This is a genomic window from Streptomyces colwelliae (genome assembly GCF_048158785.1).
Taxonomy (GTDB): domain Bacteria; phylum Actinomycetota; class Actinomycetes; order Streptomycetales; family Streptomycetaceae; genus Streptomyces.
In genome coordinates, this window is sequence record NZ_JBLTJC010000036.1 from 24,092 (window position 1) to 46,582 (window position 22,491).

The following is a 22,491-nucleotide window of genomic DNA, read 5'->3' on the forward strand; positions in this document are numbered from 1 at the left end:
CATGGCGTCGCTCGTGGGCTGCACGGCATTGGCTCTCGCCCTGACCAGCACCACCGCCCAGGCCCACCCGCGCAGTCTCGCCCGCGAGACCCTCGGCGCCGCTGACGGCTGGGCCTCCTACGGCACCGGCACCAGCGGTGGCGCCGCCGCCACTCCCGAGCACGTCTACACCGTCACCAACTGGGCTGATTTCAAAGCCGCGTTGGCCGCCGCCGGTACCGCGCCGAAGATCATCAGAATCAAGGGCACGATCGACGCCAACGCAGACGGCTGCGACTCCTTCGCCGCGCCCGGCTACGACTTCGCCCAGTACCTCGCCACCTACGACCCCGCCGTCTGGGGCTACGACCAGAACCTCGACAACGAGCCCGCCGACAGCCCCGAGGGTCTGCGCCGCGTCTCCGCCGCCAACCAGAACACCGCCATGAAGGCGTTCGTCCCCGCCAACACCACCATCATCGGTATCGGAAAGAACGCCGGCTTCAAGGGCGCCAGCCTCCAGATCACGGCGGTCGACAACGTCATCGTCCGCAACCTCGCCTTCGAGAGCCCGTTGGACTGCTTCCCGCAGTGGGACCCGACCGACGGCGACACGGGCAACTGGAACTCCGAGTACGACAGCGCCGTCATCTACGGCTCCACCCATGTGTGGCTGGACCACAACACGTTCACCGACGGCGACCACCCGGACAGTTCGCTGCCCACCTACTACGGGCGGATCTTCGAGCAGCACGACGGCGAACTCGACGTCGTGAAGGGCGCCGACTACGTCACCGCCTCCTGGAACGTCTTCACCGACCACGACAAGACCATCCTCATCGGCAACAGCGACAGCGCCTCCACGGCCGCCGTCGACCGGGGCCACTTGAAGGTGACGCTCCATCACAACCTGTTCGCCAACCTCGTCGAGCGCGCACCGCGCGTCCGCTTCGGCCAAGTCGACTCGTACAACAACCACTTCGTCGCCGAGCCGGGCTTCGGCTACAGCTACGGCATCGGTCTGGAGTCCCAACTCGTCGCGGAACACAACGCGTTCACGGTCCCGGCCGGCATCTCCGAGGCGACCATCCTCAAGAAGTGGTCCGAGGCGCCGCTCACCGCCGACGACAACTACGTCAACGGCAGGCTCACCGACCTGATCGCCGTCCACAACGCGGGTGTTCCGACCGAGATCCTCCAGTCGGGAGCGGGCTGGACACCGACCCTGCGCACGAAGATCGACCCCGCGAAGGCCGTGCCGTTCATCGTCGACCGAGGCGCGGGCGCGGGCCGTCTGCGCTGACACCACCACACCGGGAACCACGCCGGGAACCGGGCCGGTTCCGTCCGACCGGCCCGGCACCGGCGCCCACCTCACGAGCCGCACCGCGAAGGAGCACCCGCATGCCCTCGCACCACTCCCGCCAACTACCCCTGTCCAGACGGGGATTCCTCATCGCGAGCGCCGGCGCGGGCGCCGCGCTCGGCCTCACCGCCGTCCCCGCCCTTGCCGTCGCCGTCGGCAGACCACACCCGTTCGGCCGCTACGGTTCGCCGGCCGCGCGCCTCACCCCGCTCACCCTGTACGTCGACCCGCGCGGCCGGGGCGACTTCACCACCGTCCAGTCCGCCGTCACCGCCGCCACCACTGCCGGGTACACCCTGGTCATCGCACCCGGCGTCTACCGCGAGACGGTCACCGCCGGAGTCACCGACCCGGCCACCGGCCAACTCACCGACGCCGCCTCCGAGATGACCTGGATCGGCGCGAGCGAGGACCCGCGTGACGTCGTCATCGTCTACGACAACGCCAACGGCACCCAGAAGCCGGACGGTTCGGGCACCTACGGCACCTCCGGCTCGGCCACCACGACCATCCGCACCGACGGTTTCACCGCCCGCCGGATCACCTTCGCCAACGACTGGCTGCGCGCCGACCACCCCGGCATCACCGGCACGCAGGCGGTCGCGATCAAGGTGCAGGGCGACCGCTCGGCCTTCTTCGACTGCCACTTCCTGGGCCATCAAGACACGTTGTACGCCGACTCGTTGGCGCTCGGCGTCTTCGCCCGCCAGTACTACGCGCGCTGCTACGTCGAGGGAGACGTCGACTTCGTCTTCGGGCGGGCGACGGCCGTCTACGACCGCTGCCACTTCCGCACCCTGAACCGCACCGACCTGGCGGCGGCGCCGTACGGCTTCGTCTTCGCGCCCTCCACGGCGGTCGCGAACCCGCGCGGGTATCTGGTTTTGGGCAGCCGCGTGAGCAGTGAAGCCCCGCACGGCTACTACAAGTTGGCCCGTCCCTGGGTGCCCGGCTCGGACACCACCGCCCACCCGATGCTCACTGTCCGGGACACGGCGCTCGGTGCTGGGATCGACGCGGTGGCGCCGTACACCAACATGTCGGACACCTATCCCTGGCAGAGCCAGCGGTTCGCCGAGTACCGGAACACGGGCCCGGGTGCCGTGATCAGCGTCCCGGAGAACCGGCCCCAACTCACCGCCGAGCAGGCCGAGTCGGCGACCCGTGAGGCGTATCTGGGTGACTGGACACCGGGGCGGAGGCGCTGAGATGACCCTGCGCAGACGCACACTCCTGACGGGATTGACGGGATTGACGGGGATCGCCGGTGGTCTGGTGGCCGCCGGTGCGGGGCCCGCTTCCGCTGTCGACCGGCGCCGTGTCCTGCACGTCCGGCCCGGCGGCTCGGTCCAGGCGGCCGTGGACGCGGTGGACGGCAGCGGCTGGACGATCGTCGTGCACCCGGGGACGTACCGCGAAGTCGTCAACGTGCCCGTGGGACTGGGTGAGTTGACGTTGCGCGGCGCCACCCGCGATCCGCGTGACGTCGTCATCGTCTACGACAACGCCAACGGGACGCAGAAGCCGGACGGTTCGGGGACGTACGGCACGGCGGGCTCCGCGACCTTCACATCGGCGGCGCCCGGGCTGACCGTACGGGACCTGACCCTCGCCAACGACTGGCTGCGCGCGGACCATCCGGAAATCACGGGGACGCAGGCGGTGGCCGCGTATGTGACGGGTGACCGCTCGCACTTCACGCACGTCCGTCTCCTGGCCCACCAGGACACGCTCTTCGTGGACACGACGGCGCTGGACTCCTTAGACCGGCAGTACTTCTCCCGCTGCTACATCGAGGGGGACGTCGACTTCGTCTTCGGGCGGGCCACCGCGGTGTTCGCGGACTGCCAATTCCACACCCTGCAACGGGACGTGAACTTCACCCCCAAAGGCATGGTCTTCGCCCCGTCCACCGCCCGCGCCAACCCGCACGGCATCCTCGCGGTCCGTTCGCGGATCACCTCCGGCGCCGAGGACGCCGCGTACAAGCTGGCCCGGCCGTGGGTCCCGTCGTACGAGACGACGGCCTGGCCGTCCCTCGTCGTGCGGGACACCCGGATCGGGTCCGGCATCGACCCGGTCGCGCCCTACACGAACATGCGCGACGCCTATCCCTGGCAGTCGATGCGTTTCCAGGAGTACCGCAACACGGGACCGGGCTCCGTGATCACCGTCGCGGAGAACCGGCCCCAACTCACGGCCACCGAGGCCGCGTTGCACACCCCCGCGACATACCTCGGTGACTGGCGTCCCTGAAATCCGTACAACGAACCGTCCCCAACACCCGTACGAGGAAAGGACCGCACTCCTATGTCTCGTCTGTCTCGTCGTACCGCTCTCACCCTCGGCACAGTCCTGGCGTTCGGCGCCGGGCTTGCCGTCCTCCCCACCCAGGCCCAGGCCGCCACGGTCGTCGTCGACACGACGGCCGAACTGACCAGCGCGATCTCAAGTGCCACCGCCGGCACGGTCATTCAGGTGCGCGGCGGCACGTACTACCCGACGGCCACCCTCCAGTCCACGACGAACGGCACGTCGTCGTCACCGGTCACGCTCACCGCGTACGGCTCGGAGACGGTCAAGATCGACGGTTCGTCGCTGCCGTCGGGATCCTGGATCTTCAAGCTGACCGCCGACTACTGGAACGTCTCCAACATGACCTTCCAGAACTCCCCGGACAGCGCGGTTGTCTGCCAGTCCTGCACCGGCACCAACTGGAACAACGTCAAGACCATCAACGGCGGCGACTCCGGCTTCACGCTCACCGGCGACGGCACCGTCAACAACACGGTCAAGAACCTTGACGCGTACGGCAATTACGACGCCGCGACGCACGGCGAGAACGCGGACGGGATCGCCATCAAGTTCGGCTCCGGCAGCGGGAACCTCGTCACCGGCGCGCGGCTGTACAACAACTCCGACGACGGGATCGACTTCTGGTCCTTCTCCACGCCCGTCACCGTCGAGCACACCTGGTCCTTCGGCAACGGCTACAACCGTTGGTCGGACTCGGCGTTCGCGGGCGACGGCAACGGCTACAAGCTGGGCGGTGACGGCGAGGTCGTCGCGCACGTCATCAACAACTCGGCGGCCTGGGGCAACGCGGGCAACGGCTTCACCGAGAACTCCAACACCGGTGCCCTCGTCCTCAACCGCACCACCGCGTACGCCAACAGCAAGTGGGGCTACTACTTCGCCACCAGCTCCGCCAAACTCGGCAAGAACCTCGCCGTGAGCAACGGCGGCGGCTCGGTCACCAAGGGCTCCGCGGTCACCTCGTCCGGCAACAACTGGGACTCCGGCATCTCCACCCCGTCCTTCATCTCCACGGACGCGTCATCGACGTACAACGCCCGCTCGACGAGCGGCACGCTGCCGTCCACGACGTTCCTGACGACGGGGAGCACGACGATCGGCGCGACGATGAACTGACCTGTGCGGTGGGCCCGGTCGGGGGTTTCCCGGGGCTGGGCCCACGTGCTCATCGGACCGTCTCCGTGTGGTGGGTCAGCCCGAGACGGCGACGGTGACGAATTCCGGGTCCGGGAGTTCTGTCGGAGCGGTGTCGCCGTACCAGGAGAACTCGAGTGCGGAGAGTCTTCCGCCGCTCACCCAGACAAGCAGTTCCCCGAAGAGTTCTCCGGAGCTGTCCGTGACTGTGCCGCAGGACGGAATGACGCCGTCCTTGATCGGCGCTGCCGGCGTCCCGGTCGACGCTTCCAGGTCGATGCTCGGGGATTCTTCCCCCCAGTTGCCTGTGGCACGAACCTCCGGGAGCTGGCTCCTCAGCTCATGCGCACCCGTGAACTCCGCCGAGAGCAACTTGTCGAGGACTGCTTGTTCACGAGAGGAAAGGGCACGGCCGTGCGGGTGATCCGTCATGATGTCGTTCCTGGGAATTTTTCCGAGATGAACGCGGTGCCGATACGGGGAACCCCGCCCACCATGGCACCACGAATGGTCACTGTCTCCCCGTCGATCGTACGGTCGACGACGAAACCGCCTGATTTCGGAAGGTCGTCATTGTCGGCGAGACTGTTGAGGATTCGCCGGAACGCTTCCGAGCGTCCTCCCGAGTTTTCCACGATCTGCTCGAAGCCGTGTTTCGGTGGATCGATGACGTGCTCAAGCTTCCGAGGAGTGTTGTCCAGTTCAAAGGCCTTGTCGAGCGCCTCCTGGGTGCAGCTCTGCAACCCCAGCGGGTCGATCCACCGGAGCGGATTGCGGACATATGCGTGATGGTTCGGGGCGGGTTCGAGACCGAGAGGATCCGGGGCGAGGTAGCAGGCCGTCTCCGGGTCGTAGTAGCGGAGATGGTTGTAGTGGAGACCGGTCTCGAGGTCGGCGTACTGACCGGGGAAGCGCAGCGGGCAGTCCACGGAATCGGTCTCGGCGATCGCGGGCATCGGGCTGCCCCACAGGGAGGTGCGCCGCTGCCAGACGACGACGCCGTCCGGGTCGACCAGTTCGGTCGGTGTGCCGACCGTGTCCGTGACGACGGCATGGAAGCGAGCGGTGCGATCGGCGGTCGTGTCCTCGGCCAGTCGCGCGAGGAAGGAGGTTCCCTCGTTACGGACACGCGGCCGGTGGGCGGTCTGCGCCAGGAGGCGGTGCGTACCCGGGGCGTAGTGCCAGGTGGTCGCTTCGCCGTCGGGGCCGGTCTGCTCGGCCAGGCGCGTGCCGTCCCAGACGAACTCCGTACGGTCTGTCGGCGAACTGTCCGCGACACACGGTACTTGGAGATTCGGCGGCCCAGTGGGTCGTATCCGTACTGCCAGCGGCTGCCGTCAGGTGTGACGGCCTCCGTCAGGCGGTCCTCCGCGTTCCAGACGTAGGTCCAGGTGTGCTGCTGCCCGTTGAGCAGCTTGAGGGTCTTGCGCACGCGACGCCCCTGGGCGTCGTGCTCGTACGTGGTACGCCCCGCGCGACGGACGAGGGTGCCCTCGAACTCCCGGTCACCGGTGGCCCCTTGGGCAGGAGCCACAGCGTGGGTGAGGTTGCCCGTCGTGTCATAGGCGTAGCTCTCGCTCCAGCCGTGCGCCCTCACACCGATGACCCGGCCCATCGCGTCCAGGTCGAACCGGCGCGTGCCGGAGGCGAGTTCCTGGATCTCGGTGAGGCAGCCGTCCGCCCGGTAGGCATAGGCGCGGTGCTGGAGGAGGCGGTCCGGCACCGACGTGCCCGAAGTCGCGTGCAGGGACTGGACGGTGAGGCGGCCGTTCGCGTCCCAGCTCTGCGCGAGGTGGATGTCTTCGCCCAGGCCCCGTCGTGTCTCGCGGCCCGCGGCATCGTACGAGAAGGTCAGTGTTCCCGCGGCCGAGCCGAGTTCGGTGGGGTGCCCCGCCCGGTCGTAGGTCCAGTGCGACGTCAGCCCGGACGGGGTGGTGCGGTGGGTGCGGCGCCCCGTCGCGTCGTAGGAGAACACCGTGGTCCGGCCGTTCACGGACTCCGCCAGGACGCGTCCCGACGCGTCGCGCGCGATGGTCAGTTCGGCGTCCGCACAGACGGCGTGCGAGAGCTGTCCGTCCGGGCCGTACTCGTAGGTGGTGACCTCGCCCGTATCGCTGTGCTGCTCGACGACCCGGCCCAGCACGTCCCGCGTGAAGTACAGCGTCTCCCCGGCGCCGTTGGTCCGTGACCGCAGACCGCCCGCCGCGTCGTGCGCGTACCTCAGGGTGCGACCGTTGAAGTCCGTCTCCGCGGTCAGCCGGCCGGCCTCGTCGTAGGTGTACGACCAGGTACGGCCCTGCGGGTTGGTGACGCCCGTCAGCCGCAGCTCGGTGTCGTGGGCGAAGGAGTAGGTGGCTCCGTCCGGGTCGGTACGGGTGGCCGGTACGTCGAAGTGGGTGGCCGTGTGGTGTGTGGTGTTTCCCGCGGCGTCGGTGTGGGCGAGCAGGTTGCCCTCGGCGTCCCAGGTCCACGACTCCCGTGTCCCGTCGGCCTGTTCACGCCAGGCAGGCCTGCCTTCGGGGGTCCAGCCCATGCGGGTGGTGTGCCCGAGCGGGTCGGTCACAGCGGTGATTCGGCCGAACGGGTCCCGGCGGACCGAGGTCGTGCGGCCCAGCTCGTCCGTCAGGGACACCGGCAGACCGGCCGCGTCGTACGCCACCGTCCGCGTGTGCCCCAGCGCGTTCGTGATCGAGGTCGGGTGGCCCGACGTGTCGTACGCGTAGTGGGTCTCCGCGCCGGTCGGATCGGTCGTCGTGAGCAGGTTGCCCCGCTCGTCGTACGTGTGCCGCCACACCGCCCCGCCCGGTTCCACCACCTCCGTCGGGAGGCCGAGCGCGTTGTAGGCGGCCTGCGCCAACGACCTGTCGGGCAAGGCGAGTTCGGTGAGGTTGCCCGCGTCGTCGTAGCCGTACCGGGTCGTGTGCCCCAGTGGGTCCGTGACCGTGACGGGCCGGGAGCCGTACTCGTCCCAGCACGTCCGCGTGACATTGCCCAGCGGGTCGGTCTCCTCCTCGACCAGGCCCTCCGTGTTGTGGCGGTGCGTGGAGGCGCGGCCCTGGGAGTCGGTGTACGTCGTCGTGCGCGTCGTGTCGTCGTAGGTCAGGGTGCCGGAGAGGATGCCGTCGACGCCCTTGGTTCGAACGACCCGGCCGCGGTCGTCGTAGACGTAGGCGAACCAAGTGCCGTTGCGGTCCGTCCACTTGGTGACCCGGCCCTGCTCGTCGTACGCGAACCGCAGTGGTTCTCCACTGGAGTTGACGACCTCGGTGAGGTTGCCGGCATCGTCGTAGCCGTAGCGCATCACGACCGTGCCCTCGCTCACCGGGCCGTCGGGGCCGTAGCGCGACGGGGGTTCGTCGAGCAGGCGCAATGCCGTGATGCGGGGGCCGATCGTGTCGACGGCGACGTAGTGGCCGCCGGAGTGACGGAGGCCGAACGGGACGCCCTCGTCGTCGCGTTCGACGTCGACGCGGGTGCCGTTGCGGTCGCTCCAGGAGTCCAGCGCGAGGTGGAAGACGCCGAAGGTGGGGGAGGGGACGGGGGCGGCGAAGGTGCGGACGACTCCCGTCGCCGGGTCGGTGACCGTCATCGCGCTGTCCGGCTTGCCGTCCCATTCCAGGGGCCAGCGGACGCCCTTGAAGGGCATGGTCGGGACGCCCGGTTCCGGGACCGGGTAGACGAGGCGCATGCCGTCGGAGGCGGCGAACACCACGCCCTCGCCGTCGATCTGGAGGCACTCGTCGAGGGTGGAGATCCACGTCGGGCCGAAGCAGACGCCACCCCGGTACGAGGACAGGTGGGTGCGGGTGAACTCCAGCGGCAGGCTCCCCGGCAGCGCCAGATCGGTCTGCGTCATCAGCATCGCGCCGGTCGCCACGTCGATCGGCTCGCCGACGCAGGGGGTGCGGTCGGTGTTGCGGGCAGCCGGCCCGAGTTCGACCAGGTCGGGGCGGAGTGAGGGCGGCCGTAGCAACAGCGGTGTCGTGTCGCTGAAGGCGCCCTCGATGCCCGCCTTGACGACCCCGCCGCCCGCGCCCAGCGCGCCGCCGAAGATCATGCCGTCCTTGGCGGCCTGGTTGACCTCGTCGAGGCTGAAGCCTTGCTGTAGTCCGGTCGCCATCTTCAGCGGCTGGGCCACGGCCAGATCGACGGTCACCGACTCGATGCCGCCGAAGGTGGCGGCGACCAGGGTGCCCGCGGCGATCTCGGCGATCGTCGTGGAGACGGCGACACCGAGACCGGCGCCGAACTCGATGACCAGGTCGGCCGCCGCGAGGGCCGCGCCGGAGGCCAGGCCCGCGGTGAAGAAGGCCAGCGCCACACCGCCCGCGATCACGGCGGCGTCGATGCCGATCTGCGTCCAGAGCTTGTTGATGGCGTCGTCGATCGCGTCGGCGAACTTCTCCAGCGCCGTGGCCATTTCACGCCCGGAGTCGGCCAGGTCCTTCAGCCAGCCGCTGTCCTTGCCCTTGGAGTTCTGCGCGTAGCGGCCCCAGAACTTGTCGAACGCCTCGATCGACTCACCGGTGTTGTTGTGGATGATCGACGACGCGCTCTGCTGGACGGGCCCGCGCACATCGTCCACGGCGTCCGCGAACCGAACGTACGCCAGGCCGTCGCCGCCGACCGCAGCTTCCCGGAGTCGGCCTCCGGCCACCACAGGCCCAGATGGAGCAGGATCTTCCGGGCCTCGTCCTCAACGCTCACCGGGACCGTCCGTCTTGGTGACCTTCACGTCGGTGAACATTCCGGCGATCAACTCGTCGTTGTCGACATGACCGTCCGCCATGTCGACCATGGCCTCGTGGATGCTCGTCAGACCGAGGACCAGCGTGCCCGCCGCGCTCTCGATCTTCTTCTGCAACGGTTTGTAGGAGTCCCCGAACTCCTTGCCCTGCTTGTCGTTTCCCCAGGGCTCGCCCAGTCCGTCGAGAGACTTCACGAGCGCGGTCAGCGCCTTGCTCAGATCGACGGCCGCCGTCTGGAAGTCCGGTGCCGCCCGCTTTATGTCGGCGGTCTTGATGTCGAGGACCTTGGCCGGGTCCTTGCCGTCGCCCATCGCGCGTTCCCCCGTTCGCAGTCGCGTGCACGACCCTAGGAGAAGCCCACCAAGAGAAGGTCAAGTGACGCCCATGCGCGGGTAATTCCCTGCCCTGTGGATTGCGTATCAATTGGATAACGCTCCTCGCGCCTGGCGTGTGATGCGCGTAGACAGTCCGTGACCTGGTGCATCACTCATCAGAACCAGATCCGGAGATTCCATGCGGAAGTCCCTTAGAGCGGCCGCCCTCGGCGCCGCCTGTGTCGTCGCCGGTGCCGCCCTGTACGGCACCGGTGTCGCCACCGCCGGCCAGTCGACGGCGAACTCGACGCACGAGCCGTACAACATCGGCCTGTTGTCGAAGGACATCGACACCTACTACGGCACCGCGCTCGACAGCAGCGGCGTCTACCAGGCCTCGGCGACCAGCCCGTACGCCAAGGACCTGGCGCGCATCGACGCGTCGGCGAAGAAGTACATCGACGAGGCCGTGCGCAAGCACCACAAGGGCGTCAAGCCCGCGGTCGTCTTCGACATCGACGACACGCTGCTGCTCAGCCTCGACTACGAGAAGAAGAACAACTACGGCTACAGCTCGGCCACTTGGGCCGCGTATGTCGCCCAGGCCAACCGCCCGGAGGTCTTCGGCACCCCCGAGCTGGTCAAGTACGCCGCGTCCAAGGGCGTCACGGTGTTCTACAACTCGGGTCTCAGCGAGGCGCAGCGCACCTACGCGGTCGACAACCTGAAGAAGGTCGGCGCCGACGTCAACCTCGACGCCGACCACATGTTCCTCAAGAACACGGCCAACCCGCCGTCGTACTTGAGCAGTTGCGCGACCGCCGGTACCTGGACCTGCACCACCGTGCAGTACAAGTCCGGCACCAGGAAGCACATCGAGGACCTCGGGTACAACATCATCGCCAACTTCGGCGACCAGTACTCGGACCTCGACGGGGGCTACGCCGACAAGACGTACAAGATCCCCAACCCGACCTACTTCGTCAGCTAGTTCGCTAGTTCGTACGGGTCGTCCGTACGAGGCTGACCGACCCGAGGGTGGGCACCACCGGCAGGATCGTGCCGTCCGCCGCGAAGCGCAGGCGGTCGATCGTGGTCTCCCGGTGGGTGCCGTCCCCACCAGGCTTTCCCGGCCCGTTCAGGGCGAACCGGTGGTAGACGATGTACCAGTCGTCGGTCCCCGGAGCGTTCACCACGGAGTGGTGGCCGGTGCCGAGGATGCCGTACTCGGGGTTCTTGGACAGGATCGTGCCCCGCTTGGTCCACGGACCGAGCGGGGACGGTCCCGTCGCGTAGGCCACGTGGTAGTTCTCGCTGCGGGTGTCGTCCTCGGACCACATGAAGTAGTAGGTCCCCTTGCGCTTCACCACGAAGGACCCCTCACGGAAGTCGCCCGTCGTGATGTCCTTCACCTTCGTCGCGTCGTACGACGTCATGTCGTCGTTCAACGGCACCACGTACGCGTGCCCGTTGCCCCAGTAGAGATACGACTGCCCGTCGTCGTCCGTGAAGACGGCCGGGTCGATCATCTGGCCGCTCAGTGAACCCCCCTTCGCCACAAGGGGTTTGCCGAGCGCGTCCTTGAAGGGGCCGGCGGGGGAGTCCGCCACCGCGACCCCGATCTGCTGCTCGGCGCAGAAGTAGAAGTAGTACTTCCCGTCCCGCTCCGCGATCGCCGGCGCCCACGCGTTCTTGTCGGCCCAGGACACGTCCGGACCCAGGTCGAGGATCACCCCGTGGTCCCGCCAGTGGACCAAGTCCCTTGAGGAGTAAGCCTTGAAGCTCGTCCCGCTCCAGCCCGCGTAGCCGTCGCTCGTCGGGTAGATCCAGTACTGGCCGTCGAGATAGTGCACGTCCGGGTCGGCGGTCAGCCCCGGCAGCACGGGACTTCGCGTCGGCACCGCCTCCACCGTCCAGGTACGGCTCGTCCCGTCCGCCGCCCTGACGGAGTATGCCTGCGGTGTGCGGAAGTCCCGTCGCGTACCGGAGGCCGGGCTGACCGTCGCACCCGCGCCGATGGCGAGCGACGGCGCCAAGTGCCGCAGATCCGCGCCGGGTTGCATCGGCAGCACGACCTTCGACGAGGCCTCCGTGACGACGGCGTACCCCTTCTGCCCGCCCGCCGTCGCGTCCACGACCGACGCCGGTGTCGCCGGATACGCGGCCAGCAGCCGGTCGTACTCCGCCTGCGTCACCGGAAGTACCGTGCCGTGCCGGGGACTTGCCGGCAGTTGGTAGTCCGTGGACGGCGTCCACCGGCCGGAGTCGAGGTCGGTGGTCTCGAAGGGGACGTAGCCGCGCAGGCCGTACTCGTCGACGAACAGGTACCACTTCTTCTCGGTGTTGGACTTGAACACCGTCGGCCCCTCGCCGCGCTCGATCGCGCCGCTGCCGATGCACTCCGAGACGAAGTCGTACGACGTGGAGGTCAGCGAGGTCGACTTCTCGCCGGTGATGAACTTCGAGCAGGGGGAGCTGGAGGACGGGTCGCGTTCGTCCTTGGTATAGCGGTAGTAAGTGTCCTTGTACTTCACGACAGTTGAGTCGATGACCGAGTAACCCGGGTCGTCCCAGACCTTCGGGTCGCTGAAGGTGCGGAAGTCCTTCGTCGTCGCGTACATCATGCGGTTGTACGTCGAGCCGGTGTGGTCGGGGTCGTCGTCGGCGTACAGCTTCGACGCCCAGAAGACGACGTACTCACCGAGCGAGTCGTCCCAATAGGCCTCCGGCGCCCAGGTGTTGCCCGCGTTGTCCGGGGCCACCTTCACCAGCCGCTGGTCGGTCCAGTGGACCAGGTCGGTCGACTCCCAGATCATCACGGACCTGCTGCCGTGCCGCTGGACGTCGTCCCAACTCCCGCTGCTGTTCTGGTACATCCGCAGGTCGGTGGCGATCAGATAGAACTTGTCGCCCTTCGGGGAGCGGATCACGAACGGGTCCCGCAGCCCCTTCTCCCCGATCGTCGAGGTCAGGACCGGCTTGCCCTGGTTCAACTCCCGCCAGTGCAAAGGGTCGTTGCCCCGGCTGAGGGCGTAGCGGATCTGCTCGCCGTCGGCGGTGCCCTCGCCGGTGAAGTAGGCGAAGAGGTAGCCGGCGTACTTGGGGTGGGTCACGGGCGGTGCTCCTGAGTGCGCGGTGCTGGGCGGGGCGGCGAGCAGGGCGAGAAGAAGGGTGAGGAGGGCCAGGAAGGGGAGCAGGAGGGTGCGGGCGGTGCGGGGTCGCATGGCACATCCTGTGGGGGTGTGGGGGATTCTGTTGAATGACTGTGCTGCCTTCGGAGTGTCACCAGCGGGGTGCGGTGCGTCAATTGGTGCGGGTGGGGCCGAGCTGATCGAAAGTTTCGGTTCACTTCCCGTGGCCGTGGCAACCTTTCCGGCCACGGCGACGACCAGGGATCAGAAACGGGCCGGGGTGGCCCCTCCGGCCCGTTTCGTCCTCGTCATCCAGGAAAGGAACCAACGCCGTGCGTACGAGCACCGGACGCCACCGCAGGACCCGCACCCTCACGATCGCCGCCGCGGTGGCCGTCGCCGCGGGGGCGGGCGGCGTCTACCTCGGCCTCAACAGCGGTGGCGCACAAGCCGCTTCGTCGACGGTCACCGTGTCCACCACCGCCCAGCTGGAGTCGGCCGTCGCCAACGCCACGGCGGGGACGGTCATCCAGGTCCGCGCCGGCGCCTACACCCCGGCAGCGACCCTCAAGTCCACGGCGAACGGCACCAGTTCGGCCCGCATCACACTGGAGGCGTACGGCACGGAGAAGGTGAAGATCGACGGCTCCAAGCTGCCCGCCGGCCAGTGGCTGGCCGGGATCTACGGCGACTACTGGACCGTCCAGAACCTCACCTTCCAGAACTCCCCGGCCCAGGGCTTCGTAGCCACGTCCTCCATCGGCGGCATCTTCAAGAACCTGGTGACCGCGAACAACGGCGACTCCGGCTTCACCCTGCGCGGCGACGGCACCACCAACAACCTCGTCCAGAACCTGGACAGTTACGGCAACTACGACGCCGCAGGACACGGCCAGAACGCCGACGGCATCGCCATCAAGTTCGGCTCCGGCACCGGCAACAAGGTCACCGGCGCCCGCCTCTACAACAACTCGGACGACGGCCTCGACCTGTGGCAGTTCTCCTCGCCGGTCACCATCGAGCACTCCTGGGCCTTCGGCAACGGCAAGAACCGCTGGAACGACTCCGCCTTCGAGGGCAACGGCAACGGCTTCAAGTTGGGCGGCGGAGGCGTCTCGGTCGCACACGTCGTCAACGACAACGCGGCCTGGGACAACACCCTCAACGGCTTCACCGAGAACTCCAACACCGGCGCGATCGTCCTCAACCGCAACACCGCGTACGCCAACACGGAGTCCGGCTTCTTCTTCGCCACCAGCAAGTCCCGCCTGGCACGGAACCTCGCGGTCGGCAACAAGGGCGGCCTGGACAAGCTCGGTTCGTCCGCGGTCTCCGCCGCCAACAACTGGGACAGCGGCGTTGCCACTCCGTCCTTCAAGTCGACGGACGCGACTACGGCGTACGGGGCGCGCTCGTCGAGCGGGACGCTGCCGACGACGACGTTCCTTACGACGGGGTCTACGACTATCGGCGCGACGATGAACTGACGTGCCTCACCGCGAACTCATCGCTGACGCGTGAGAGGCCCCGGTCGACTCGCAGCGACCGGGGCCTCGTCTCCGTGTGATGCCCCCCGCCTCGTGAGGGTCTCCGGGGCGAGTCACCAACCCAGGTCCCGATGCTGTCTGTTCCGCTCGTCGCGGGAGAGGGTGACCTTCAGCTTCTCGTCGCCGGGAACCGTCCAGGTGCCCGTCCACATGTAGACGGGGCCCAGGACGTACGTTCCGTCGCCCGTCACGTCGGTGACAATGCCCTCTCTGCCCGCGTCGGCGTCGTACACCTGGTCACCAACCCACACCTTGGGCCTTTTCTCGGTCATACGGCCGACTCGCTCAGCAACTCTGCCCAGACCTGTTTGCCCCAGCGGTACATGTCCGTGCCCCAACGCTCAGCCAGGGCATCGATCAGTAGAAGCCCCCGACCGTTGGTGAGCAGATCGTCACCGGGCTTGACCATCTGTGGCAGTGCGCGGGCTTTGTCGACCACTCCGATCCGTACGAAGCGCTCGCTCGGTCTGGAGACGATGACCCGGATGTTCCGGGTGTTCGTGTGCTTGATCGCGTTGGCCACCAGCTCGGTGACGAGGAGGATTCCGGAGTCCGTCAGCTGCTCCAAGTGCCAGGCGGCTAACGCCGTTTTGACGAACTTGCGTGCTGCCTCGGCGCTTTCCTCCGAAGCGGGGAATGTCTCGGAGTATTCGGGGTGCCCGGTAGGGCGTGGCTGTGCTGACACGATCATCTGGACCTCAGGGGTGTCGGTGTACGACGGCCTTGCCTGAGTCAACGGCCGTGCGGCCGCCGCGAGGAGGAAAAATCCGCCGTGCGTCGATCGAGGCCAACCGGAAATTTCTCGCTACTCACACTTACTCACGGGGCTGAAGTGGCTACCGTGGGTGCATGGAGGGGAACGCGAGCCTCATCAGCGCCATGGGTGAATCGGGCCTCAAACAGGCCGAGTTGGCCGAGGCCGTCAACGACTTCCTGCGCACTCGCGGAGACGAAGGAACGGTGAGCGACCGGACCGTCCGCAACTGGCTCACCGGAAAAACCCGCTGGCCCCACCCCCGTCAACGCGAAGCCTTAGCCTCGGGCTTTCACGAGCGGTGCCGTCTACCGCTTGCTCAGAGACGCGAGAAGTGCTCCTGAACTGCAGCGATGAGACCTGTGGAAGGTCCTGGCCGTTGCTGTCGAAGGAGCACTTCTCAGGTGAAGAGTTCTGACCCATATCCGCATGTCCGCGTCCAGCGTCACGGTGGGGTCGGACGGGTGGGGTGCTGCTGGTCGAGACAGTGCGCAGTACCGGCCCGCGTCAGGCGATAATGATCGTTAGCTGTCTGTGCGTATTACTAGGGGGTCATGTGAGTCTGAGTCCGCGCGAGGTGTTTCTCCGGCTTGTTCATGGGGTGGCCGACGGGAACTCAAGCGAGTTGCCTGACCTGTATGGCGAGGTCACCGATGTCCGGCATCCGATGGCGACGCCGGAGTCCGAGCCGTTGACGAGTCGGCGTGCGCTCCGGGAGCACTTCACGGTGCCGCCGGAAGTTCGGGAGTCCTTGCCGAAGAGGAGTGTCGTCGATGTAGTCGTTCACGAGACCGCCGATCCTGAAGTGATCGTCGCCGAGTTCGCCTACGAGTTCACGTTGCCGGACGACTCCATGGCCAAGGTGCCCTGCATCTTCGTCATGCGCGTGCGGGACGGTCAGATCATCGAGTCACGCGACTACGTCGACCCGATCCGTACGTACACGGCACGCGGGGACCTTGACCGCCTCATCGCGTCGTTGCGCAAGGGCGTTTCCTGACCCCGTGCTTTCCGAGGTGGGCTGTCCAAGAGTTGACCAGAAACACGGAAAGCGCTCTTGACCTGCAACGATAGGACTTTCTGAGGATCCTGTCGGCTGCGAGGGGAAGAGTACTTTCCAGGTGAGAGAGCCCATCGCGTCCTACCCACGTGTCCGTGTCCGGGGTGACGGCCGGCAGGTGGTCTCGCAGGCCGGTGCGGTCCTCTTGGTGGAGACGGTCCGCAAGACCGGTCTTGACCGAGCGATATCCGCGGCACTGGTGCCCTGGCGGAAGCCACGGGCCGTCCACGATCCAGGGAAGATCCTCCTGGACCTTGCGCCGGCGGTCGCGTTGGGAGGGGACGGTCTGGCCGATGCCGGCATGCCACGGGGCCGAGCCGGCCGTCTTCGGCCCCGTGGCATCCGACCCGACGGTCTCCCGCTCGGTCGACACTCTCGCCGCCTGCGGCGACACGGTGATGAGAGCGATCCGCACCGCCCGGTCCGAAGTTCGCGAACGTGTCCGGCGGTTGGCCGGTGAGAGAGCCCCTGATGCGAGCGGAATGGTGACCGTCGGCCTGGACGGAGTGCTGGTGATTGCCCATTCCGACAAGGAGGACGCCGCCCCGACCTGGAAGCGGACCTATGGCCACCACCCGCTGATGGGGTTCGTCGCCCACGGCCCGGGCGGTACCGGGGAACCCATCGCGGCCCTGCTCAGACCAGGCAACTCAGGCTCGAACACCTCCGCCGACCACATCACCGCGGCCCGCCAGGCGCTGGCCCAGTTGCCGATGAAGTACCGGCGCGGGCGGACAGACCCTGATCCGCACCGACTCCGGCGGCGGCACCCATGACTTCGTCGCCTGGCTCGCCCAGCGCGGGCGATGGCTGTTCTACTCGGTCGGCATGGTGATCACCGACGCGATCCACCAGCACGTGCTGGAAGTCCCGGCATCGGCCTGGACTCCTGCCATCGAAGCGGACGGCGAGATCCGCGACGGGGCCTGGGTCGCCGAACTCGCCGGTGACGTCCTGGACGGCCGGCCGAAGGGCATACGACTGATCGTCCGGAAGGAACGGCCGCATCCAGGAGCGCAGTTGAGGATCACGGATGCGGATGGCAAGCGGCGGACCTGCTGTGCCACCAACACCACCGGGCGGCCGATCGCCGAACTCGAACTCCGTCACCGGCTGCGGGCCCGGGCCGAGGACCGGATCCGGGCCGCCCGGACCACCGGCCTGCGCAACCTCCCCTGCACCACACCGACCAGAACCAGGTCTGGCTTGAGGCCGTGCAGATTGCGCTGGACCTCTTGGCCTCGATGCCGATGCTCGCGCTGACCGGCAAGGCCAGATGCTGGGAGCCCCGCCGCCTGCGGCTCCGCCTGTTCACCACTGCCGGACAACTCGCCACCACCGGCCGCCGGCGGATTCTCCGCCTCACCCGTCACTGGCCCTGGAACAGCCACATCACCACCGCCCTCGACCGGCTCGCCCAACTCCCGGCCCCGGCTGACCAGCAGACTCCCCGTCCCAACTAGCAGCACCACCGACCGGAACAGTGGAACCCGGCGCCCACCCGACACGTCAGCCGGGCCACCGACCTGCCCCTCACCTACCGGCCACTGCAAAACAGCCTGCCGACTCCGTCGACAGACCGTCACGCAACATCGAGGCTAAGGGCCGTCCCGTAAATGATCTCCGAATGGACAAGCATGGCCGTCTGGCTGGTGACTTGGCGGTCTATCCAGCGAGGGCGAGGTTGTACAGGCGGGCGATGCCGAGCATGGCGTGGTGCACTCCGTCGCCCTTGAGGCGGCAGTCGCGGAGGATTTTCCAGGTCTTCATGCGGGCGAAGGCGTGCTCGACGCGGGCCCGGACCTGCTTGTGCGAGCGGTTGTGTTCCTGCTTCCAGTCGGGCAGTTCCTCACCGGCCAGGCGGCGGTGCGGCATCACGAGTCCGGTGCCCGGGTAGCCGCCGTCGGCGATCGTCATGGTCTTGCCGACGGCGGCCTTGGCCCCGGATTCCTGCCACGCTCTGCAGTCGTTTCGGTTGCCCGGCAACGGCCGGCCGACCACGACAATCAGACGGGTGTCGGCTTCGATGACGACCTGGTGGTTGGTGGAGTACCGATAGTTCTTGGACTGTTCGGCGATCGTGTGGTCTCGGGTAGGGACGAGGGTGCCGTCCACGATGAGCACTGTGTCCTCGCGGAACCGCTTGCAGGGCCGGAGCGCGAGCGACGGCCCGAGATGGTCGATGATGCGGTCGGCCGCGGACTTCGAGATGCCGAACAGCGGGGCCAGCTGGCGCAGCGTCAAGTTCGTGCGCCAATACGCGGTCACCAGCACACGCGGTCCTCCAGCGGCAGGCTCCAAGGACGGCCTTTGCGCACCGGCTCCGCGCCTTCGCGGCGTAGCGCGGCAATCAACTTGCGGAAGCAGGACGGGCTCAGCCCGGAGAACGGGGTTATCCAGGAGGGCTCCGACGCCGTGATCACACCAGCCACGGCAAGATCGTCTCACCCGCCGTCCCGCCTCACGAAGGTGTCGGGGAATCCCCGGCCGCGCGTCGCTGTCCGGGCCACAGGTCGTCATACGCGGCGTCCATGAACTCCACCTGCGGACCGCGCAGTGCCGACGCGTCGGCTATCTCGCCTCGGGCCGCCTCAGCGAGGCGCGCCGCATAACGATACGTAGCGCCCCGCAGGGGCTCGCTTCTGGCCGCCAGGTCGATCTCCGCCTGCGCAAGCCACAGGTCATCGACGAGCTGGTCGACCACGGGATCCGCTGTGGTCCCGCCCCTGAGCGGGCGCGTGGGCGCCGCCTTCTTCACCTGCGACGCGATGCTCAGGAACTTCAGGATCACGTTCTTCAGCTCCGCACGGTGCGCAGCCGACTCCTGGATCTCAAGCTGTCGGGCGCTCGCTCGCGACACCAGATACTGGCCAAACAGCGACCCGCCCGCGCCGAGCGCAACACCGGCTAGAGACAACAGCGCCGGCCCCAAGGTTCCCCATGATCCCATGACAGGAGTCTCTCAACTCACCGCTTGAGAGCGACGGGCTGCCCACGGACCACCCGCACCGGGGCAGTTACGGGACGGCCCTTAGTTCCGGGGTTAGAAGGCCAGCTCAAGGACGCTTTGCACCACTAGCCCAAGAGCAACGCAGAAAAGACCGAGCACCTGCTCACGCAAGCCTCGAATCGTGGCCCGCTTCGACTCTTGATCAATGTCGGCGATACGAGCCTGAAGATCTTCTCCTAGGCGCTGGTCTTCCTGGCCTCGGACTTTCGCCTCCTTGCCCAGATCGTGTTGCACGTCCTGGGCAAGCTTGAAGACACGGTTCAAGCGGTTCTCAATCTCGACCCTGAAGGCCTCGGTATCCTGCACGGGGTCCGGCAGCCGGCCGAACTGAACGAGCCCGCTGGCGCTCCCTGCAAACTCGACGGACAGAGCCGTACCAAGGGCGTGAGTCACGGCCGGTCGAGGGCGTCGAAGGAGACGCCGAAGCAGACGTTCAAGGGCAGTCCGAACCTGCCGGGCCACTTCGACTTCAGTCGCCAGCACGCTGCTGAAGAAGCGATCGCCGGGAGCTGAGGAGTCCTTGAACGTCTTGTAGAGGCCAGTCGCAGACGCAACCAACCCGAGCGTTTGAAGCAGGATGCTAAAGATCGTGAACGCAGTTTCAAGCACCGGATCATCTTCATTCTCCGACCGTGATCAAGTGTGCTGATCACGCAAACTGTCGGGGCCTGCCAGGCCATGCAATCTGCCAAGCGATCGCCGTGTGGCGCACGACTCTTGCCAGGTCAGAGCGCCCTTTGGATGGGGCGACCGGCTCACCCGGCTTACGTACTACAGGCAACACACTCCAGGCACCCCGCCACCACACGTCCGCTGTTACGACTTGCTCTGAGGGACACCCGGCCGTCGTGGCTGACTGTCGTCGGCTGAGGCTCAGGAGTTCCAGAGCCCAGTCTCGGTCCAGGGTGCTCCGGAGCGAAGAAGTCGTGCCATTCGCGTGCCAGGTCCTGCGGGGAATCACGGGGAACAGCAGGGAATTGCGCAAGTGTGTCCAGAGTCCCAGCGCTGCTCCGCCGCAGATCAATCTGGCAACTGCCGCCAGAAGACCCGAGCTTCCCAAGCTGAGAGTCATGCCGCGCAGCCGAGCCTAGGCCGTAGGGTCCCCCAAAAGGGGAGAGATGACGTCTCTAGCGATCACATGGACGCTGTTCAGTCACGGCTGGGCTTCCGTCAAGGTTGCCGACGATCACGGCCAAGGCGAGGCCATGGCTTCTTACGTCACGGACGGACCGGAACAGTTCCTCTATGGCATCGCCAGGCTCGTTCTTGGTGACGTGGACACCCGCGCCGAGTTGGAGGGGGAGCCGCAGGTGTACCGGTGGTTCTTCCACAGGGATGGTTCTGCGGTCGATGTTCGCCTGCTCCTGGCTGACGACGACCAGGCGCCGGACGACTCAGGGAAGGTTCTGTGGTCAGGCCGCCACACCGTCACGGCACTTGCACGATCTGCCGTCCGTGCCTTCGACCGGATCGATCGCGAGCAGGGTGAAGAGTCCTACGAGACTCATTGGGGTCGGCCCTTTCCCCGGACCGAACTCGAAGCCCTGCGAGCCGCGATGAGGGCACACCAGCGCAGCCACACCAGGTCCCTGACACCACCAAGTGGCAGCGGCGAGGCGGGCTGATGAGTGGAGGCCTGAACCCTCTCCGGGCCGTCCGAGGTCGCTCGACAGTGACCGAAGACGGCCAGCGACGGCTACCAGGCGCACGGGCTGACTGCTCCTGGCCGGCAAAAACCCAGCTCCCCAAGATCCCCGACAACACCCAGAACATCTTGACCCCGTTCAGGGTGGCCGGACTTGATGGCAGCGAGCATCCGGCGGTAGTCCTTGCGGACCCCGGCGTGGCTGTCGGCAGGCGAAGGCGCTTGAGTCTCCAGCAGGGGGAGACATGAAGGTGGGTGCATGGACGGCGACACGCTCTACTCGATCGGTGAACTGGCTCGGCGGACCGGGCTCACGGTCAAGACCGTTCGGTTCTACTCCGATCGCGGGATCGTGGCGCCGATGGACCGCAGCCCGGCTGGCTACCGCCTCTACGGCATCGACGCCGTCGCACGCCTGGACCTCGTAAGGACCCTGCGCGAACTGGGACTTGACCTCTCCACGATCCGCCAGGTCGTGGACCGTGAGCTCTCGCTTCCCGAGGTCGCCGCGGCGCACGCCGAGGCGCTGGCCGTGCAGATCCGCGTCCTGCGCCTGCGGTGCGCGGTGCTGACGGCGGTGGCCGAGCGCGGGTCCACACCTGAGGAGACGGAACTCATGCACCGGCTGGCCCAGCTCTCAGAGGACGAACGCCGACGTCTGATCGGCGATTTCCTCGACGCCGTATTCGGCGGTCTCGACGACGCCGCCCCCGCGTTCGCCGGGGTCATGCGCTCCATGACCCCCGAACTGCCCGACAACCCGGAGCCTGAACAGGTCCAGGCGTGGGTGGAGTTGGCCGAACTGTCCCTGGACCCGGATTTCCGCACCTCCGTGCGGCGGATGGCCGAGCAGCAAGCGGCCGAGCAGCTCCGAAGCGGTACGACGGTCCCGCGCCGCGACATCGCCGCGGCCGTCCGCGACCAGGCCGGCGAGGCTCTGACCGCCGACATCGATCCGGCCTCACCCCAGGCCGATCCGTTCGTCGCGGCGTTCACGGCACACTACGCGCACCTCCTCGGCCGCCCCGACGACGCCGAGCTCCGCCGGCGGCTGGTGATTCGGCTGGAGAGTGTGAACGACCCTCGCAGGGAGCGATATCTCCAACTGCTCGCGGTGGTCAACGGCTGGCCGGCCCCGGAGAGTCTGGCTCCGGTGTTCGACTGGTCCGTCCAGGCTCTGCGCGTCCGCACACCGCGGCGCACGAGTCCCTGAGGGCCACGGGACGACGCCCCCACCGGTCGTCACCGGCGGGGGCGTCACTCTGCTGACCGAGGGGGGCTCAGGCCAGCAGGTCAATGCAGTCGAACGACGTGCCCGGGCTGAGGAATCCCGAGCCCGTCGAACCACTGACGACATTGATCTTCAGCACGTTGTATTGCGTCGCGTCCGAACTCCACGCACTGGAGGGGACGTTGAAAACGAACGTGTGGTTGTTTCCGCGGTACGAACCCGTGGTGAGATCGCGCGTCGAGGGCTGGGTGGGAGG

General features: G+C 67.4%; 18 protein-coding genes and 3 pseudogenes. 11 read left to right on the forward strand and 10 right to left on the reverse strand.

From position 1 onward, the window contains the following. Position 1: 1 nt before the first annotated feature. The 4 genes from ACNFOC_RS10700 to ACNFOC_RS10715 all read left to right on the forward strand — a co-directional run bounded on the left by ACNFOC_RS10700 (position 2) and on the right by ACNFOC_RS10715 (position 4,777). The gene (locus ACNFOC_RS10700; RefSeq protein WP_416958852.1) at positions 2-1,282 is read left to right on the forward strand and encodes a pectate lyase family protein; all 1,281 of its coding nucleotides are present in this window, start codon (positions 2-4) and stop codon (positions 1,280-1,282) included. A 101-nt stretch (positions 1,283-1,383) separates the two neighbouring features. After that, positions 1,384-2,553, forward strand: coding sequence for a pectinesterase family protein (locus ACNFOC_RS10705; RefSeq protein WP_416958853.1), 1,170 nt, complete (start codon positions 1,384-1,386; stop codon positions 2,551-2,553). A gap of 7 nt (positions 2,554-2,560) precedes the next feature. Then, positions 2,561-3,601, forward strand: coding sequence for a pectinesterase family protein (locus ACNFOC_RS10710; RefSeq protein WP_416958867.1), 1,041 nt, complete (start codon positions 2,561-2,563; stop codon positions 3,599-3,601). A gap of 63 nt (positions 3,602-3,664) precedes the next feature. Further along, on the forward strand, positions 3,665-4,777 hold the full coding sequence (locus ACNFOC_RS10715) for a right-handed parallel beta-helix repeat-containing protein (protein ID WP_416958868.1): 1,113 nt from the start codon (positions 3,665-3,667) through the stop codon (positions 4,775-4,777). A 75-nt stretch (positions 4,778-4,852) separates the two neighbouring features. Here ACNFOC_RS10715 and ACNFOC_RS10720 read toward each other — a convergent pair whose 3' ends face one another. From ACNFOC_RS10720 to ACNFOC_RS10730, 3 genes and pseudogenes are all read right to left on the reverse strand, one after another. Then, complete coding sequence (locus tag ACNFOC_RS10720) at positions 4,853-5,227, reverse strand: hypothetical protein (RefSeq protein ID WP_416958854.1); 375 nt, start codon at positions 5,225-5,227, stop codon at positions 4,853-4,855. Next, a pseudogene (locus ACNFOC_RS10725) lies at positions 5,224-9,502 on the reverse strand (DUF6531 domain-containing protein). The gene ACNFOC_RS10720 and the pseudogene ACNFOC_RS10725 overlap by 4 nt, the downstream one beginning before the upstream one ends. Continuing rightward, the gene (locus ACNFOC_RS10730) at positions 9,492-9,854 is read right to left on the reverse strand and encodes a hypothetical protein (RefSeq protein ID WP_416958855.1); all 363 of its coding nucleotides are present in this window, start codon (positions 9,852-9,854) and stop codon (positions 9,492-9,494) included. The pseudogene ACNFOC_RS10725 and the gene ACNFOC_RS10730 overlap by 11 nt, the downstream one beginning before the upstream one ends. A gap of 202 nt (positions 9,855-10,056) precedes the next feature. Between ACNFOC_RS10730 and ACNFOC_RS10735 the strand changes: the two genes are divergently transcribed. Continuing rightward, positions 10,057-10,848 (forward strand): HAD family acid phosphatase, encoded by a 792-nt coding sequence (locus ACNFOC_RS10735; protein ID WP_416958856.1) that lies wholly within the window; start codon positions 10,057-10,059, stop codon positions 10,846-10,848. A gap of 4 nt (positions 10,849-10,852) precedes the next feature. On the opposite strand, the gene ACNFOC_RS10740 is transcribed toward ACNFOC_RS10735, so the two are convergent. Next, entirely contained in the window at positions 10,853-13,081 is a 2,229-nt protein-coding gene (locus tag ACNFOC_RS10740; RefSeq protein ID WP_416958857.1) for a glycoside hydrolase family 43 protein, read from the reverse strand. Positions 13,082-13,320: 239 nt separating this feature from the next. On the opposite strand from ACNFOC_RS10740, the gene ACNFOC_RS10745 reads away from it, so the two are divergent. Further along, positions 13,321-14,475, forward strand: coding sequence for a right-handed parallel beta-helix repeat-containing protein (locus tag ACNFOC_RS10745; protein ID WP_416958858.1), 1,155 nt, complete (start codon positions 13,321-13,323; stop codon positions 14,473-14,475). A gap of 113 nt (positions 14,476-14,588) precedes the next feature. Here the strand turns inward: ACNFOC_RS10745 and ACNFOC_RS10750 are convergent, their stop codons facing one another. Together ACNFOC_RS10750 and ACNFOC_RS10755 are read right to left on the reverse strand one after the other, a co-directional pair. Then, positions 14,589-14,807 (reverse strand): hypothetical protein, encoded by a 219-nt coding sequence (locus tag ACNFOC_RS10750; protein WP_416958859.1) that lies wholly within the window; start codon positions 14,805-14,807, stop codon positions 14,589-14,591. Next, positions 14,804-15,226, reverse strand: a complete 423-nt coding sequence (locus ACNFOC_RS10755; protein WP_416958860.1) for an ATP-binding protein — start codon at positions 15,224-15,226, stop codon at positions 14,804-14,806. The genes ACNFOC_RS10750 and ACNFOC_RS10755 overlap by 4 nt, the downstream gene beginning before the upstream one ends. 158 nt (positions 15,227-15,384) lie before the next feature. Here ACNFOC_RS10755 and ACNFOC_RS10760 point away from each other — a divergent pair, with 158 nt between their 5' ends. The 3 genes and pseudogenes from ACNFOC_RS10760 to ACNFOC_RS10770 all read left to right on the forward strand — a co-directional run bounded on the left by ACNFOC_RS10760 (position 15,385) and on the right by ACNFOC_RS10770 (position 17,812). Next, positions 15,385-15,633 (forward strand): hypothetical protein, encoded by a 249-nt coding sequence (locus ACNFOC_RS10760; RefSeq protein ID WP_416958861.1) that lies wholly within the window; start codon positions 15,385-15,387, stop codon positions 15,631-15,633. Between the two features lie 173 nt (positions 15,634-15,806). Further along, on the forward strand, positions 15,807-16,289 hold the full coding sequence (locus ACNFOC_RS10765; protein ID WP_416958869.1) for a nuclear transport factor 2 family protein: 483 nt from the start codon (positions 15,807-15,809) through the stop codon (positions 16,287-16,289). 121 nt (positions 16,290-16,410) lie between these two features. Further along, positions 16,411-17,812: pseudogene (locus ACNFOC_RS10770) on the forward strand (IS1380 family transposase). Positions 17,813-18,014: 202 nt separating this feature from the next. On the opposite strand, the pseudogene ACNFOC_RS10775 reads toward ACNFOC_RS10770, so the two are convergent. The 3 genes and pseudogenes from ACNFOC_RS10775 to ACNFOC_RS10785 all read right to left on the reverse strand — a co-directional run bounded on the left by ACNFOC_RS10775 (position 18,015) and on the right by ACNFOC_RS10785 (position 19,968). Further along, positions 18,015-18,781: pseudogene (locus tag ACNFOC_RS10775) on the reverse strand (transposase). Between the two features lie 29 nt (positions 18,782-18,810). After that, positions 18,811-19,299 (reverse strand): hypothetical protein, encoded by a 489-nt coding sequence (locus ACNFOC_RS10780; protein WP_416958862.1) that lies wholly within the window; start codon positions 19,297-19,299, stop codon positions 18,811-18,813. Positions 19,300-19,392: 93 nt separating this feature from the next. Continuing rightward, on the reverse strand, positions 19,393-19,968 hold the full coding sequence (locus ACNFOC_RS10785; protein WP_416958863.1) for a hypothetical protein: 576 nt from the start codon (positions 19,966-19,968) through the stop codon (positions 19,393-19,395). A 509-nt stretch (positions 19,969-20,477) separates the two neighbouring features. Between ACNFOC_RS10785 and ACNFOC_RS10790 the strand changes: the two genes are divergently transcribed. Next, on the forward strand, positions 20,478-20,984 hold the full coding sequence (locus tag ACNFOC_RS10790; protein WP_416958864.1) for a hypothetical protein: 507 nt from the start codon (positions 20,478-20,480) through the stop codon (positions 20,982-20,984). A 279-nt stretch (positions 20,985-21,263) separates the two neighbouring features. Further along, positions 21,264-22,217 (forward strand): MerR family transcriptional regulator, encoded by a 954-nt coding sequence (locus ACNFOC_RS10795; protein ID WP_416958865.1) that lies wholly within the window; start codon positions 21,264-21,266, stop codon positions 22,215-22,217. A gap of 67 nt (positions 22,218-22,284) precedes the next feature. Here ACNFOC_RS10795 and ACNFOC_RS10800 read toward each other — a convergent pair. Further along, on the reverse strand, positions 22,285-22,491 hold a 207-nt coding region (locus ACNFOC_RS10800; protein WP_416958866.1), incomplete at its 5' end, for a polysaccharide lyase family protein.